Annotated in this window: 12 protein-coding genes; 6 read left to right on the top strand and 6 right to left on the bottom strand. The window is 60.0% G+C overall.

Annotated features, from left to right (window positions below; genetic code table 11):
- Positions 1-194 precede the first annotated feature (194 nt).
- Together ACM6JQ_RS10500 and ACM6JQ_RS10495 are read left to right on the top strand one after the other, a co-directional pair.
- The gene (locus ACM6JQ_RS10500) at positions 195-1,850 is read left to right on the top strand and encodes an MFS transporter (RefSeq protein ID WP_007915115.1); all 1,656 of its coding nucleotides are present in this window, start codon (positions 195-197) and stop codon (positions 1,848-1,850) included.
- Positions 1,847-2,989: an HlyD family secretion protein gene (locus ACM6JQ_RS10495; protein ID WP_007915117.1), complete on the top strand. Its 1,143-nt coding sequence runs from the start codon at positions 1,847-1,849 to the stop codon at positions 2,987-2,989. The genes ACM6JQ_RS10500 and ACM6JQ_RS10495 overlap by 4 nt, the downstream gene beginning before the upstream one ends.
- 123 nt (positions 2,990-3,112) lie before the next feature.
- Here the strand turns inward: ACM6JQ_RS10495 and copD are convergent, their stop codons facing one another.
- Positions 3,113-3,970 (bottom strand): copper homeostasis membrane protein CopD, encoded by an 858-nt coding sequence (gene copD, locus ACM6JQ_RS10490; RefSeq protein WP_414893733.1) that lies wholly within the window; start codon positions 3,968-3,970, stop codon positions 3,113-3,115.
- 3 nt (positions 3,971-3,973) lie between these two features.
- On the bottom strand, positions 3,974-4,336 hold the full coding sequence (gene copC, locus ACM6JQ_RS10485) for a copper homeostasis periplasmic binding protein CopC (protein ID WP_414893732.1): 363 nt from the start codon (positions 4,334-4,336) through the stop codon (positions 3,974-3,976).
- A 139-nt stretch (positions 4,337-4,475) separates the two neighbouring features.
- Here copC and ACM6JQ_RS10480 point away from each other — a divergent pair, with 139 nt between their 5' ends.
- Positions 4,476-5,096, top strand: coding sequence for a TetR/AcrR family transcriptional regulator (locus ACM6JQ_RS10480; protein ID WP_007919317.1), 621 nt, complete (start codon positions 4,476-4,478; stop codon positions 5,094-5,096).
- A 228-nt stretch (positions 5,097-5,324) separates the two neighbouring features.
- On the opposite strand, the gene preA is transcribed toward ACM6JQ_RS10480, so the two are convergent.
- From preA to hydA, 3 genes are all read right to left on the bottom strand, one after another.
- Entirely contained in the window at positions 5,325-6,599 is a 1,275-nt protein-coding gene (gene preA, locus ACM6JQ_RS10475) for an NAD-dependent dihydropyrimidine dehydrogenase subunit PreA (RefSeq protein ID WP_150693998.1), read from the bottom strand.
- A complete protein-coding gene (locus tag ACM6JQ_RS10470) occupies positions 6,600-7,967 on the bottom strand; it encodes an NAD(P)-dependent oxidoreductase (protein ID WP_414893731.1) in 1,368 nt (455 codons plus the stop codon).
- A gap of 96 nt (positions 7,968-8,063) precedes the next feature.
- On the bottom strand, positions 8,064-9,503 hold the full coding sequence (gene hydA / locus ACM6JQ_RS10465; protein ID WP_123376686.1) for a dihydropyrimidinase: 1,440 nt from the start codon (positions 9,501-9,503) through the stop codon (positions 8,064-8,066).
- Positions 9,504-10,129: 626 nt separating this feature from the next.
- Here hydA and ACM6JQ_RS10460 point away from each other — a divergent pair.
- From ACM6JQ_RS10460 to ACM6JQ_RS10450, 3 genes are all read left to right on the top strand, one after another.
- The gene (locus ACM6JQ_RS10460; protein WP_007918787.1) at positions 10,130-11,614 is read left to right on the top strand and encodes an NCS1 family nucleobase:cation symporter-1; all 1,485 of its coding nucleotides are present in this window, start codon (positions 10,130-10,132) and stop codon (positions 11,612-11,614) included.
- Positions 11,615-11,772: 158 nt separating this feature from the next.
- The gene (locus tag ACM6JQ_RS10455; RefSeq protein WP_414893730.1) at positions 11,773-13,056 is read left to right on the top strand and encodes a Zn-dependent hydrolase; all 1,284 of its coding nucleotides are present in this window, start codon (positions 11,773-11,775) and stop codon (positions 13,054-13,056) included.
- A 127-nt stretch (positions 13,057-13,183) separates the two neighbouring features.
- A complete protein-coding gene (locus ACM6JQ_RS10450) occupies positions 13,184-14,125 on the top strand; it encodes a DHH family phosphoesterase (protein WP_414893729.1) in 942 nt (313 codons plus the stop codon).
- Here ACM6JQ_RS10450 and ACM6JQ_RS10445 read toward each other — a convergent pair.
- Entirely contained in the window at positions 14,095-14,961 is an 867-nt protein-coding gene (locus ACM6JQ_RS10445; protein ID WP_123376688.1) for a CAP domain-containing protein, read from the bottom strand. The two genes, ACM6JQ_RS10450 and ACM6JQ_RS10445, sit on opposite strands and share 31 nt — an antisense overlap.
- Positions 14,962-15,082: the final 121 nt, after the last annotated feature.

Below are 15,082 nucleotides of genomic sequence, written 5' to 3'. Positions count from 1 at the left end.
TCGCGACGCAGATCACTTTGTAGGAGCTGCGGAACGCTGCGATCTTTTGATCTGGCTTTTTAAAAAAAACAGGATCAAAAGATCGCAGCCTCGTTTCACTCGACAGCTCCTACAAGTATCTGTGTTGTCCATGGGATGTGTGTTGCCGGTGAATTTGCGGCAAACTTCACCCACCTTCCGCACAAGGCCTTGCAATGGATCAATACGCCCCGCGCAACTGGCAGCCCCACGAAAAGCCCAGTCTGCCCGGTTCCCCCTCAACGCCGTTGCATTCCAATCCCAAGCGCCTGGCCTATGCGCTGGTCGGTGTGCTGGTGGCGGTCACCGGTGGTTTGGGCAACTCGCTGGTGGTGGCCAACCTGCCGTATCTGCAAGGTGCGCTCGGCGCGACCACCGCGGAAATGGCCTGGCTGCCGGCAGCGTTCGTGATGACCAACGTGTCGATGAACCTGCTGCTGGTGAAGTTTCGCCAGCAGTTCGGGTTGCGTGCGTTCACCGAAGTGTTCCTGGTGTTGTATGCGCTGGTGACCTTCGGCCATTTGTTCGTCAATGACCTCAATTCGGCGGTGGCGGTGCGCGCGGCCCACGGCATGGTCGGCGCAGCGCTGAGTTCGCTGGGTCTGTATTACATGGTTCAGGCGTTCCCGGCGAAGTGGCGGATGAAGGCGCTGGTGCTCGGCCTCGGCACCTCGCAACTGGCCTTGCCGCTGGCGCGGTTGTTCTCCGAAGACTTGCTGCAGATTGCCGAATGGCGAGGTTTGTACCTGTTCGAATTGGGCATGGCGCTGCTCTCGCTGGGCTGTGTATTGATGCTCAAGTTGCCGCCGGGCGACCGCTTTAAGACCTTCGAAAAGCTCGACTTTCTCACCTTCGCCATTCTCGCCACTGGCGTGGCGTTGCTGTGTGCGGTGTTGTCGCTCGGGCGGATCGATTGGTGGCTGGAGGCCGACTGGATCGGCTATGCGTTGGCTGCTTCGATTGCCTTGATCATCGCCGGTCTGGCCATCGAACATAACCGCAGCAACCCGCTGCTGATGACTCGTTGGCTGGGCAGCGGGACGATGATCCGCCTGGCGCTGGCGGTGACCCTGATTCGTATGGTCACCTCGGAGCAGTCCACCGGTGCGGTGGGTTTCATGCAGAACCTGAACATGGGCTATGAGCAGTTGCACAGCCTGTACGTGGTGATGCTGATCGGCAGTGTTGCGGGACTGTTGACCAGCGCACTGACGATCGACCCCAAGCACCTGCTGATGCCGTTGATCATCTCGCTGGGTCTGATGGCCACCGGGTCGGTGATGGATAGTTTTTCCAACAACCTGACGCGCCCGGAAAACCTCTATTTCAGTCAATTCCTGCTGGCCTTCGGCAGCACGTTTTTCCTCGGCCCGACCATGGTCTTCGGCACCCGTAACGTGCTGACCAATCCGCGTAATCTGGTGAGCTTTTCCGTGCTGTTCGGGATCTGCAATAACCTCGGCGGCCTGCTGGGCGCGGCGCTTCTGGGCACCTTCCAGATCGTCCGGGAAAAATTTCATTCCAGTCACATCGTTGAGCACCTGACGCTGTCTGACCCGTTGGTGGCTGCACGCGTGCAGAGCGGCGGCTCGGCCTACGGTTCGCTGTTGGCCGACCCGAGTCTGCGCAACCTGGCGGGTATTCGCAGCCTGTCCAATGCCGCCACCCGTGAGGCCAACGTGCTGGCCTATAACGATGTGTTCATGCTGATCGCCGTGATTGCGGTGCTGACCATGATCTGGCTGTCCATTCGCGCGCTGTGGCTGATGAGCACCACCAAAGCCGTCGCCCCAGCGCCATCCACACCTTCGAGCGGTGCCACTTCTTCATGACCGAACCGACCACCACGACCACCAATGCCATTGCCGCCACACCTGAAGGTGTAGCGCCGCCGTCATCACCGAACACCGAGCCGCGCTCGCTGCGGGTGCGGATCATCTCTTCAATGGGCTTCGCGGCGATTGCCATCGTCGGTGTGTTGATCGTGCTGTATGCCTGGCAATTGCCGCCGTTCAGCAGTGCCGTCGAGACCACCGAAAACGCCCTGATTCGCGGCCAGGTAACGATCATCGGCCCGCAACTCGCCGGTTATGTCTATGAAGTGCCGGTGCAGGATTTCCAGTACGTGAAGGCCGGGGATTTGCTGGTGCGCCTGGACGACCGCATCTATCAGCAGCGCCTCGACCAGTCGCTGGCGCAACTGGCGGTACAGAAAGCCGCATTGGCCAATGTCGTGCAGCAACGCAACAGCGCCGAGGCGACGATCAAATTGCGTCAGGCCGTACAGGCCGACAGCGAAGCGCAGTTGCGCAAGAGCGAGGCCGATCTGCGCCGTAACCAGGAATTGGTGCGCGACGGTTCGGTGTCCAAGCGTGAGATGGATGTAGCACTGGCGGCGAATGCGCAGAGTGTTGCGGGGGTGGCGCAGGCCAAGGCCAATCTGGAAATCGCCCGCCAGGATCTGCAAACGGTGATCGTCAATCGTGGCTCGCTGGAAGCGGCCGTGGCCAGCGCCGAAGCAGCGGTGCAACTGGCGCGGATCGACCTGTCGAACACGCGCATCGTTGCCCCGCGTGACGGTCAGCTCGGGCAGATCGGCGTGCGTCTCGGCGCCTACGTCAACTCCGGGGCGCAGTTGATGGCGTTGGTGCCGAACCAGAAATGGGTGATCGCCAACATGAAGGAAACCCAGATGGACAATGTGCGCGTCGGGCAACCGGTGCGCTTCACCGTCGATGCCTTGAACCACCGTAAATTCACCGGGCATGTGCAGCATATTTCGCCGGGGACTGGTTCTGAATTTGCGTTGTTGCAGGCGGATAACGCGACCGGCAACTTTGTGAAAATTGCCCAGCGGGTGCCGGTGCGGATCACCATCGATCCGGATCAACAGGAAGAGGAACGGTTGCGTCCGGGGATGTCGGTGGTGGTCAGCATCGACACCGCAGCAGGCAACACCCAACCTCACTGATCAACACAGAGATCCAATTGTAGGAGTGAGCCTGCTCGCGATAGCGGTGTGTCAGTCGGAAGATTCGTCACTGGTACACCGCTATCGCGAGCAGGCTCACTCCTACAGGGGGCTCTGTGATCTTCAGGCAGTGATCATCGGGGGCAGGGTGCCGAGCAGCGAGACGGCCGCCACCGCGCCAATGCCCAACAGCCATTCGAGCATCACACTGCGCCGGAGCGCGCCCATCCGCTGTTCACAATCTTCAACCCGCAAGCGGTTGAACAGCGCTAGCCCAAGCATCCCCAGCACGATCATCGCCTTGATCAACAGGATCAAGGCAAACCCGCTGAACAATGGTGTCGGCCACCACTGGCCGGTCAGCACACGCACATTGATCAAACCCGTAATCAGCAACCCCGCGACCAAGGCATAGCCGACCCCGCTGAAACGCTGCAAAATCGCCGGCATCGGCTCCGTCGGCTGACGCAGAATCATCACCAGCAACAACAGCCCGCCCAGCCACGCCGCCACACAGATCAGATGCACGATCTGGTTGAGAATCAGCAATTGCCCGCTCACGCCATCGAGCATGGCGCCATGCCCGACCGGTGCGAGGGTTGCCAACAACAACGCACTCAAGCCCAACCGCAACGGCATGTTCGAATGCCAAGGCGTAAGCAGCAACGCCAACAGCGCGGCATTGATCAGCAGATGCCAGCGCCACACCTGACCGAAAAACGTATTGCCCAACACCAGTGCAACCGTGTCCGGATCAAACGCCGCCGCTACCGAACCGGCCATACTCGCAGTGATCAACAGCGCCCAGGCAATCCCGCTGACCAGCGCCACAACGGCCAGCCAACGCGTCAGTCGCGCCAGGTGCCGGTCCACTTGCAGCGCCTCATCCCTGAGCAGCAACGGCCTGAACAACCAGGCCCCGAACAGCATCAACACCACGATGAAATGCACAAAGCGGCACAGCACCAGCGCTTCACTCATGAATTACTGACCAACCTTGAACTGATAAGCGCCTTCGCTTTTGTGCGTATCGACCGACACCGCGTGCCATTCGACTTTGTACTCGCCAGCGGACAGCGGAGCGGCGGGGGTGACGATCAGGGTTTTCTTGTCGCCTTCGGTGGTCAGTGGCTTAACGGCGACCGGCGCACCATCCTTGGTCACGGTGACTTTGGTGAAACTGGCTTCGACGCCTTCAGAAAAGGTCAGGCGCAAATCGGCGGGAGCGGCGACTGTGCTATCGGCGGCCGGGGTCTGGCTTTTCAGGTGGGCGTGGGCAAATACCGAGGATGCGGCAAACAGCGAAGCGAGCAGGGCAGTGGTGGTCAGGACGTTCTTGAACAGCATCGCGAATACCTCTGAGGCAGGATTGAAGAAGCGTCAGTTTAGCCATCCGCTCACGCCAGCACGAAGTTTTGTTTGCAGCGGTCGCCCGCGGACCAGAGCGGATGCTAGTCTTGGGCAACGCTGTTGTCAGGGAGCCCTCATGGGCAATCACAAGATCGAGATTCGTCGCAACAACGTCGAGAAAATTCTCCTCGCGGCGGAAAAAGTCTTCGCCGAAAAAGGCTTTGGCGGCACCGCCATGGCCGACATCGCGGCTGAAGTGCAACTGCCGCGATCCAACCTGCATTACTACTTCAGCACCAAGAGCGAGCTGTACAGCGCGGTGCTGTTCGACCTGCTGGAAGTGTGGAAGCAAGACGCACTGTGCTTCGAGATGTTTGATGATCCGCGCGTGGTGCTGAGCAGCTACATCCGCGCCAAGATGAACCACTCGCGCAGCCGGCCGTACGGTTCGAAAGTCTGGGCCAATGAGATCATCCACGGCGCGCCAACGTTGGGTGAGGCGCTGGATGTCAGCCTGTATGACTGGGCGAAAATGAAGGAAGCGAAGATTCGCCAGTGGGTCGAGGACAAGCGGATTTTGCCGGTGGAGCCGTCGAGTCTGCTGTACATGATCTGGGCGTCGACTCAGCACTATGCTGACTTTGATCATCAGGTGAATATTCTGAATGAACATCAGCCGTTGTCGGACATGCAGTTCGAGCGGGCGGTGCAGACGGTGACAAGTGTGATATTGCGGGGGATCGGGTTGGAACCCTGAAGCAAAAGCTGACCCTCACCCCAGCCCTCTCCCAGAGGGAGAGGGGGCCTACCGAGGTGTCTTTCGGGTTACATCGACCTGAAAAATCCAGTCGAATATGGATTCAAGGCAGTTCGTGCTTGTGCATGAATCGATTATGGATTCAAAGCAAATCGTTCACGTCGGTGGATTTCTAAAATATCCCCCAATCAGTCCCCTCTCCCTTTGGGAGAGGGTTAGGGTGAGGGGCTAGACCGCCACGTGATACGGATTCCGCGGATCATGATTCCAGTCCAGAAACGGCTTGCCAGTCTCCATCGGCACCATCTCGATGCAATCCGCCACCGGGCAAGTGATCTGGCACAAGTTACAACCCACACACTCCTCATCAATCACTTCATATTTATGCGTGCCGTCCGCTTGCTTCAGACTACCGATCGCCTGGTGTGAAGTGTCCTCACAAGCAATATGGCAACGCCCGCAACCAATGCACGCCTCCTGATCAATCTTGGCAATCACCTGATAGTTGATGTCGAGGTACTTCCAGTCCGTGGTATTGCCCACCGCACGCCCGGAAAACTCGGCAATGTTGGCGTAGCCCTGACTGTCCATCCACCGCGACAGCCCGTCCTTCATCTCCTCGACAATGCGGAAGCCATGCAGCATCGCCGCCGTGCACACCTGCACTGCGCCGCTGCCCAGCGCCATGAATTCCGCCGCATCACGCCAACTGCCGATGCCGCCAATGCCGCAGATCGGCAAGCCCTGGGTCTGCGGGTCGCGGGCGATTTCGGCGACCATGTTCAGCGCAATCGGCTTCACCGCCGAGCCACAATAACCACCATGGGTGCTCTTGCTGCCGACGGTGGGCAGGGCGACCATGTGCTCCAGATCGACGCTGGTGATCGAGTTGATCGTATTGATCAGCGACACCGCATCGGCGCCACCGCGATGGGCCGCGCGGGCGGCGACGCGGATGTCGGTGATGTTCGGCGTCAGTTTGACGATCACCGGCAGCGAGCAATAGGTCTTGCACCAGCGTGTGACTTGCTCGACATACTCCGGCACCTGACCGACCGCCGCGCCCATACCACGCTCGGGCATGCCGTGCGGGCAGCCGAAATTCAGCTCGATGCCGTCAGCGCCCGTAGCTTCGACCAGCGGCAGGATGTGTTTCCACGACTCCTCGACGCACGGCACCATCAGCGAAACGATCAGTGCGCGATCCGGCCAGTCCTTCTTCACCTGAGTGATTTCGCGCAGGTTGATTTCCAGCGAACGGTCGGTGATCAGCTCGATATTGTTGATGCCGAGCACTTCACGGTTATTGCCGTAGTGCGCCGAATAACGCGACGACACGTTGACCGCCGCCGGATCCTCACCGAGGGTTTTCCAGACCACGCCACCCCAGCCCGCTTCAAACGCGCGGACCACGTTGTAAGCCTTGTCAGTCGGTGGCGCGGAGGCCAGCCAGAACGGATTCGGCGCTTTGATGCCAGCGAAGACAATCGACAGATCGGCCATTTACGCAGCCTCCACGTTAAGCATCAGTTGAGCGTTGATCGCCTCGGCGGCGAGTTTGCCGTGCTGCACGGCTTGCACGGTGAGGTCTTGATCGAGGCTGGTGCAATCGCCGCCGGCATACACGCCGGGGATGCTGGTGCGCAGGTTTTCGTCGACCTGAATGCGCTCGCCCTGGCGCTTGAGTTCGCGGGCTAGCGGGTCGGCGAGGGCGCTGCCATCGAACGCTTGGCCGATGGCTTTGAAGATCGCGTCAGCAGCCAACTCGAAAGTTTCGCCGGTGGTTTGCAGGCGTCCTTCGACCAGATCGGTGCGGGCGAAACGCATGCCGCGCACGTGACCCTGATCGTCAAGTAATACTTCTTCCGGTTGCGCCCAGGTCAGCAGGCGTACCTGATTGGCTTTGGCGATGTCTTGCTCATGGTCGGTGGCGCCCATATCCGCCGCGCCACGCCGATACACCAGATTCACATCACGAGCACCGAGCCGAGCCATTTGCACGGCCATGTCGATTGCCGTGTTGCCAGCGCCGAGAACGATGCAGCGTTCGGCCAGTGGCAGTTGCGTAAGGTCATCGGCCTGACGCAGTTCGCGAATGTAATCGGTGGCGGCGAGCAGGCCCGGGGCATCTTCGTGGGCCAAACCGAGTTGCTTGCTGGCGTTGAGACCGAGGCCGAGGAACACCGCGTCGAACTGCTGATGCAGTTCACTCAGGGTCAGATTCTCGCCGAGCTTGTGCCCGTGACGAATCTCGATACCACCGATCTGCAGGAGGAAATCCAGTTCTTTCTGCGCGTAATCATCGACCAGTTTGTACTTGGCGATCCCGTATTCATTGAGGCCGCCAGCCTTCTCCCGTGCTTCGAAAATCACCACGTCGTGGCCGTGCATGGCACTGCGGTGGGCGCAGGACAAACCGGCCGGTCCGGCACCGACCACGGCGATGCGCTTGCCGGTGGTGGCGGCGCGCTGGAACGGGTGTTCGGTGAAGTGTGCGTTGTCGACGGCATAGCGTTGCAGCAGGCCGATCAACACTGGCGCGCATTCGTGGGCGTTGTTGCGCACGCAGGCTTGTTGGCAAAGGATTTCGGTCGGACAGACTCGTGCGCAACTGCCACCGAGGATGTTCGCCGAGAGGATTTTCTGCGCCGCACCCGGAACGTTGTCCTGATGGATATTGCGGATGAACGACGGGATGTCGATCTCGCTCGGGCACGCATTCACGCACGGTGCGTCGTAGCAGTACAGGCAGCGCGAGGCTTCCAGATGCGCCTGCCGATCGTTGAGCGGTGGCGCCAGATCGGTGAAATGCCCGGCGAGGGCGGCCGCGCTTTCGTGCGGGTGGGGGAGATGGTTCAGGGTCTCGATCACGGTTTTGTGCCTCACGGTTATTGAGGTTCTCTGCCTCTGATGGGCAGTGGTTTGATCGTTCCCACGCAGAGCGTGGGAACGATCATCTTCGGGGGATCAGCGTTTCACAGCAGTCGGCTTATGCAACTCAGCCCGCTTGCTCAGCAAATCAAACACCGCCGGGTACGCCGGCCGTTCGATGTACCGACCGGCGCCACGCTCGGCGCGCAGGTCGCCATCGGCCCAGACCAGCCGGCCCTGGCTGACGGTATGGCTCGGCACGCCGCGCACGGTCTTGCCTTCGAAGATGTTGAAGTCCACCTGCTGATGGTGGGTCTTGGCGGAAATGGTGCGGCTGCCTTGCGGATCCCACAGCACCAGATCGGCATCGGCGCCGATGCGAATCGCGCCTTTGCGCGGATAGAGATTGAAAATCTTCGCGGTGTTGGTGGAGGTGAGGGCGACGAAATCCTGCATCGATAAACGACCACTGTTGACGCCTTCATCCCACAACACCGCCATGCGATCTTCGATACCCGCCGTACCGTTGGGAATTTTGCTGAAGTCATCGCGCCCGGCGGCTTTCTGCTCGGCGCAGAAGCAGCAGTGGTCAGTCGCGGTGGTGTGCAGATTGCCGTTTTGCAGCCCGTGCCACAGCGCCTCTTGATGACCGCGCGGGCGGAACGGCGGGCTCATCACGTAACCGGCAGCGGTCTGCCAGTCCGGATGTTGATAGACGCTGTCGTCGAGCAGCAAATGCCCGGCAAGCACCTCGCCGTACACCGGCTGACCCTTGCTGCGCGCATAGGTGATTTCGTCGAGGGCTTCCTTGGTCGAAACGTGCACCAGATACAACGGTGTGCCGATGGTTTCAGCGATACGAATCGCCCGACTGGCCGCTTCGCCTTCAACCTGCGACGGCCGCGACAGCGGATGCGCCTCCGGCCCGGTGATGCCTTGGGCCATCAACTTGCGTTGCAAGTGATAAACCAGCTCGCCGTTTTCCGCGTGCACGGTCGGCACCGCGCCGAGTTCCAGGCAGCGCTCGAAACTCGCCACCAGCGTGTCGTCGGCGGCCATGATCGCGTTCTTGTAGGCCATGAAATGCTTGAAACTGTTGATGCCGTGATGGCTGACCAACTCGGCCATTTCCTCACGCACCTGCTCGCTCCACCAGGTAATCGCGACGTGGAAGCCATAGTCGGAGGCGGACTTTTCCGCCCAGCCGCGCCACTGATGAAAGGCTTCCATCAGCGACTGCTGCGGATTGGGAATCACGAAATCAATGATCGATGTGGTGCCGCCGGCCAGACCGGCCGCCGTGCCACTGTAGAAATCCTCACTGGCCACAGTGCCCATGAAGGGTAGTTGCATGTGGGTGTGCGGATCGATGCCGCCGGGCATCAGGTATTGGCCGCTGCCGTCGAGTACTTCGGCGCCGGCGGGAATATCAAGGTTTTCACCGATGGCTTTGATCACGCCGTCGGCGCAATAGACGTCGGCGCGATAACTTTCATCATGGGTAACAACGGTGGCGCCACGGATCAACAGAGACATTCCGAGTTCCTCGCAGGCATTGACCGACTTGTGTCGGTTCTAGATGTTTTATTGATGTACGGCGTTGCAGGGTGTATTCCTGTCAGCGCTGTCAGGAATAGAAACTAGTCGCAGATTTGCAATAGATCAAGATTATTTTTTATAAGCTTATGACTGTTTTAAGTGTATGAAAAATAACGATAAAAAACGTAAATCACCAAAATGGTGAGGCCGTTCACCATTTTGACGCACTTGACAGGATGGAAATATGAGCAAGATTTCCTATGTGAAATCAGCCGCTTGAAGTTGAGCTGCGGTTGCTCGCTCACGATGAAAATAAATGCAGTGCACCAGATTGAGTCCTGTCTGTTCGGACAACTTGCCAGGTGTTTAGCCTGAGCACCCAGACAAGTTTCCGCGAACTCACCCGGTGAATAATTAAAACTGATGAATATCAGAAAGTTGCAAAGCGTTTAACGCTCGGCCCGATGCGCAAGCGGGGCACCCGGCACGTTTATTGATGCCGCCGCTGACACCATGGCCGGTGCACGAAAGTTGTCAGTTCCTCCGGCCATCGTCCGGCTCGCACCCTCGTGTGCAAGCCGCCTGATGAGCAAAAAAATAATCAGAAGAACAGTGGAGCGGCCATGCAACAGAACAGATCGCAAGTGACCGAGCGCGACGGCTTGTATGAACTCGAAGCCGGCAGCGACGTCCTCGACAGTCCCCGTTACAACCACGACATGGCACCGACCAAGGTGCGCGAACGAACCTGGAACAAATGGCACATCACCGCGTTGTGGGTCGGCATGTCGATCTGCGTGCCGACCTACACCCTCGGCGGTGTCCTCACGGCTTACTTCGGCCTGACCGTTGGCGAGGCGTTGCTGGCGATTCTGTTTGCCAACGTTATCGTGCTGATTCCGCTCACACTGAACGCCTTTCCCGGCACCAAGTACGGCATTCCGTTTCCGGTGTTGCTGCGCTCATCGTTCGGCATTCTCGGTTCCAACGTGCCGTGTTTGATTCGGGCGTTGGTGGCGTGTGGCTGGTTTGGCATTCAAACGATGTTCGGCGGGCTGGCGATACACCTGTTTCTCGGCTCGGTGTTCGAGGGCTGGAAATCCCTCGGCGGCACCGGGGAGGTGATTGGCTTCATGATCTTCTGGGCGCTGAACCTGTGGGTGGTGATTCGTGGCGCCGAGTCGATCAAATGGCTGGAAACCTTGTCGGCGCCGTTGCTGGTAGCGGTGGGCATCGGCTTGCTGGTGTGGGCGATGCCCAATGTGTCGATGACCGAGCTGCTGGCGATTCCAGCGAAACGTCCGGAGGGCGCCAGTGTGGTGAGTTACTTCGCCGCTGGGCTGACGGCGATGGTCGGGTTTTGGGCGACGTTGTCGCTGAACATTCCGGACTTCAGCCGTTACGCCAAGAGCCAGAAAGATCAGATCCTCGGGCAGATTTTCGGTCTGCCGCTGACCATGTTTCTGTTCGCTTCCCTTGGCGTAATCATGACCGCTGCGTCGGTGAAACTGGTCGGCGTCACCGTGTCTGATCCAGTCAGTCTGATCGGCCACATCCAGAGCCCGGTGTGGGTGGCGGTGGCGATGGCGTTGATCATCATCGCCACGCTGTCGACCAACACTGCTGCCAATATCGTCTCGCCGACCAACGACTTCCAGAACATCGCGCCCAAGGTGATCAACCGCACCAAAGCGGTGTTGCTGACCGGGTTTGTCGGGCTGGCGCTGATGGGCCATGAGCTGCTGAAAAAACTCGGTTTGATCGTTTCCGATGTCAGCCTGGAAACCGTTTACTCCAACTGGTTGCTGGGCTATTCGAGCCTGCTCGGGCCGATCGCCGGGATCATGGTGGTGGACTATTTCCTGATCAAGAAACAGCAACTGGACCTGGCCGGGTTGTACCGCGACGACGTTTATCCAGCGTGGAACTGGGCCGGTTTTGTTGCGTTTGGCGTGCCGGTGGTGCTGACCTTGTTGTCGCTGGGCAGCGATGCGTTCAGCTGGTTTTACAGCTATGGCTGGTTCACCGGCTCGGCGCTGGGCGGGATTATTTATTACGGGTTGTGCGTGATGCGTGCACAGCCTTCGGTCGTGAAAACAGCGGTGTGAATGAGGGCCCCATCGCTGGCAAGCCAGCTCCCACAGGGATCGAGTCGTACACAAATTGTGTGTTCACTCAAGAACCTGTGGGAGCTGGCTTGCCAGCGATAGCGGTCTACCAGACACCACAGCGACATCCATAAGAAAAGCAGCCTGAGGAGATCCCCATGAACGCAGCCGTAGACGTTCTGCAATCGAGCCATCAGCACATCAACCGCGATCGCCTGTGGGCGTCGCTCATGGAGCTGGCCAAACTCGGCGCCACGGTCAAAGGCGGGGTGTGTCGCCTGGCCCTGACCGATCTCGACCGCCAGGCCCGCGACCTGTTTGTGCAATGGTGCAAGGACGCCGGATGCAGCGTCACGGTCGATGCTGTCGGCAACATCTTCGCCCGTCGCCCCGGGCGCAATCCGAATCTGCCACCGGTGATGACCGGCAGCCACATCGACACCCAACCCACCGGCGGCAAATTCGACGGCTGCTTCGGCGTGCTCGCCGGCGTCGAAGTCCTGCGCACGCTCAACGACCTTGGCGTGGAAACCGAAGCGCCGCTGGAAGTGGTGGTCTGGACCAACGAAGAAGGCTCGCGCTTCGCCCCGTGCATGATGGGCTCCGGGGTGTTTGCGGAGAAATTCACCCTCGAAGAAACCCTCGCCAAAGTCGATGCCGACGGCGTCACCGTTGGCGAAGCGCTCAACGCCATCGGCTACGCCGGCCCGCGCGAAGTCAGCGGGCATAAGGTCGGCGCTTATTTCGAGGCGCACATCGAACAAGGCCCGATCCTCGAAGACGAACAGAAAACCATCGGCGTGGTACTCGGTGCGTTGGGGCAGAAGTGGTTTGATCTCAAGCTGCGCGGGGTCGAAGCGCATGCCGGCCCGACACCGATGCACCTGCGTAAAGACGCGCTGGTCGGCGCCTCGGTGATCGTCGGCGCCGTCAACCGCGCCGCCCTCGGCCATCAACCCCACGCCTGCGGCACCGTCGGTTGCCTGCAAGCCTATCCCGGCTCGCGCAACGTCATCCCCGGTGAAGTGCGCATGACCCTCGACTTCCGTCATCTGGAACCGGCGCGTCTCGACTCGATGATTGCCGAGGTTAAACAAGTCATCCAAGCCACCTGTGAGGAACACGGTCTGACGTATGAACTGACGCCGACAGCAGACTTCCCGCCGCTGTACTTCGAAAAAGGCTGTGTGGAAGCGGTGCGCGGCGCGGCGAAAGGGCTTGGCTTGTCGAATATGGACATCGTCAGCGGCGCTGGGCATGACGCGATTTTCCTCGCCGAACTCGGCCCGGCCGGAATGATCTTCGTGCCGTGCGAGGGCGGCATCAGCCACAACGAAATCGAGAACGCCGCGCCGGATGATCTGGCGGCCGGCTGTGCGGTGTTGTTGCGGGCGATGCTGGCGGCTTCGGCGATGGTCGCGGGAGGACAGCGCGCAGCCTGAAGATCAAAAGATCGCAGCCTTCGGCAACTCCTACAGGGAAACCATAGATCCTGTGCAGGAGCTGCCGGAGGCTGCGATCTTTTCGCTGTCACCACAACGTCATGACAATGTGCGATTTTGCCGGCCCATGAAAATCATCACCTCCGGCGCGTCCTATCTGGACATCGACGCCTACGCCTGCTGCATCGCCTACGCAGAATTGCTCAACCTGCAAGGCATTCCCGCCCGCGCCGCCAGTAACGCACAACCCAACGCCAGCGTTTCGCACACTGTGCTCGGCTGGGCTGCTGCTTTTGACGATTACCCGCCGACGCTGGACGATGAGTTTGTCCTGGTCGATGTCTCGGACTATCACCATTTCGACCCGATGGTGGTGCTCGAGCGGGTGGTAGAAATCATCGATCACCATCCAGGATACGAAACCTATTGGCAGCAGAAGCTTGGGTCTGCCGCCGATATTCGTCCGATCGGCGCTGCGGCAACCCAGGTTTTTCAGCGCTGGCAGACGGCCGGTGTGCTGCCGCAGATCAGCGTACAAAGTGCCGCTTTGCTGGCCACCGCGATTCTCGACAACACGCTGAACTTCTGCGGGCAGATGACCACACCAGCGGACATTGAGGCTTACGTCGACCTCGCTTCACGCTCAAAGCTGACGTCAGACTGGCCCCGACAATATTTTCTCGAATGCCAGACTCGCATCGAATCGGACCTGGCCGCTGCATTGGCAGCCGACTCGAAGCGCATGAAACCCGAGAGCAACCTGCCTGGCTTCTTCGCACAAATGACGGTGTGGGATGCCGATGCCTTGCTGCAAAAACACCGGCCGATGATCAAGCGCTGGATGGCAGAGCAGGGCGATGACGGGCTGCTGAATGTGATCAGTATCCGCGACCGCAAAAGCTGCTTTCTGGCGCCAGCCGAGGTCAGCCAGCAAAAGCTCAATCGCTTATTGCCACTCGACTGGCAGGCCGGATTGGCCGTGCGATCGCCGTCAATGCTGCGCAAGGAACTGTTGAGATTGGGGCTGGACGCTGGCAGTCACTGCGCACCAAACACCATCGTCCAGTAAACCCCTTCATCACTGCGCGCCTCACTGGCAAAACCGGCACCAACCTGGGTAAACATCGGGTTCATCAGGTTGGCGCAATGCCCGGGACTGGCCAGCCATCCGGCCATGGCCTTGCCCGGTGAACTCTGCCCGGCAGCGATGTTTTCGCCAATTTGCCGACCACGATAACCCGCCGCACGGGCACGATCGGCGGGCAGGTCACCATCCGGATCGCGGTGGGCGAAATAGTTGCCGTAAGCCATGGCTTTGCTGTGTCCCTGTGCGGCGGCGCCCAGCGCGGCGTTCCAGCTCAATGGCCGGGCGGCGGCGAAGCGCTGGCGTCCGCACATCCGTGGCCGGGCGCGCGCGGCGTTGACCTCAGCGAGCAGCGCCTTGCCGACGCTGCGGTTATCGCCAACGCGGCTGTCGAGCACCGGTTGCGCCAACACCACTTGCCATTCATTGCGCGAACGACTGATGCCGATATCGGCGTAGCTCGCATCCAACAGCGCGGCGCAGTGCTCGTCTTGCAGCAGGTCGAAGGCCTCTTCGGCGTCCTCGGCGCCGACCACGCGAATACTGCGCACCGCGATGGCGGAATAGCCTGACGACTTCAACGCTTCACGCATGCCGCCGGCGTAGCGATAACCAATCGGCAAGGCCAGGTTCGACTTCAGCGCCAACGGTGCCAGCCGTTGCGCCGGGCGTCGATCACAGCGTTGTGGATGGGCGCGATAGTCGTTGATGGCGGCCACCAGTTGTCGCTCCGCACCGGCATGGGCGGTTGCAGCGAACAGCGGCGAAAGGATCAGCAGGCACAGCGAAACCAAGCGAGACGAGCGAACGGCGTGGCGCATGAGACGGGCAGCTCTGAAGAGGGACAGCGCAAAAGTTGAGTGAACCGCAGAAAGCGGCGCGGATAGGACTGGGCTTTTTGGACTTGGTTCAAGGGGCGGGGAGAGGTTTTGTTGTGGGGCG

It is taken from the genome of Pseudomonas sp. IT-232MI5 (assembly GCF_949767845.1).
Lineage (GTDB): Bacteria > Pseudomonadota > Gammaproteobacteria > Pseudomonadales > Pseudomonadaceae > Aquipseudomonas.
Note: the sequence above shows the minus strand (reverse complement) of the source record. Positions and strands in the feature narration are given on the sequence as shown.

Bases quoted from the DNA above. Each gene is read 5' to 3' on its own strand.
- copD (WP_414893733.1), bottom strand. From the start codon at position 3,970: ATGAGTGAAGCGCTGGTGCTGTGCCGCTTTGTGCATTTCATCGTGGTG.
- ACM6JQ_RS10450 (WP_414893729.1), top strand. From the start codon at position 13,184: ATGAAAATCATCACCTCCGGCGCGTCCTATCTGGACATCGACGCCTAC.
- ACM6JQ_RS10495 (WP_007915117.1), top strand. From the start codon at position 1,847: ATGACCGAACCGACCACCACGACCACCAATGCCATTGCCGCCACACCT.
- preA (WP_150693998.1), bottom strand. From the start codon at position 6,599: ATGGCCGATCTGTCGATTGTCTTCGCTGGCATCAAAGCGCCGAATCCG.
- ACM6JQ_RS10445 (WP_123376688.1), bottom strand. From the start codon at position 14,961: ATGCGCCACGCCGTTCGCTCGTCTCGCTTGGTTTCGCTGTGCCTGCTG.
- copC (WP_414893732.1), bottom strand. From the start codon at position 4,336: ATGCTGTTCAAGAACGTCCTGACCACCACTGCCCTGCTCGCTTCGCTG.
- ACM6JQ_RS10480 (WP_007919317.1), top strand. From the start codon at position 4,476: ATGGGCAATCACAAGATCGAGATTCGTCGCAACAACGTCGAGAAAATT.
- hydA (WP_123376686.1), bottom strand. From the start codon at position 9,503: ATGTCTCTGTTGATCCGTGGCGCCACCGTTGTTACCCATGATGAAAGT.
- ACM6JQ_RS10460 (WP_007918787.1), top strand. From the start codon at position 10,130: ATGCAACAGAACAGATCGCAAGTGACCGAGCGCGACGGCTTGTATGAA.
- ACM6JQ_RS10455 (WP_414893730.1), top strand. From the start codon at position 11,773: ATGAACGCAGCCGTAGACGTTCTGCAATCGAGCCATCAGCACATCAAC.
- ACM6JQ_RS10500 (WP_007915115.1), top strand. From the start codon at position 195: ATGGATCAATACGCCCCGCGCAACTGGCAGCCCCACGAAAAGCCCAGT.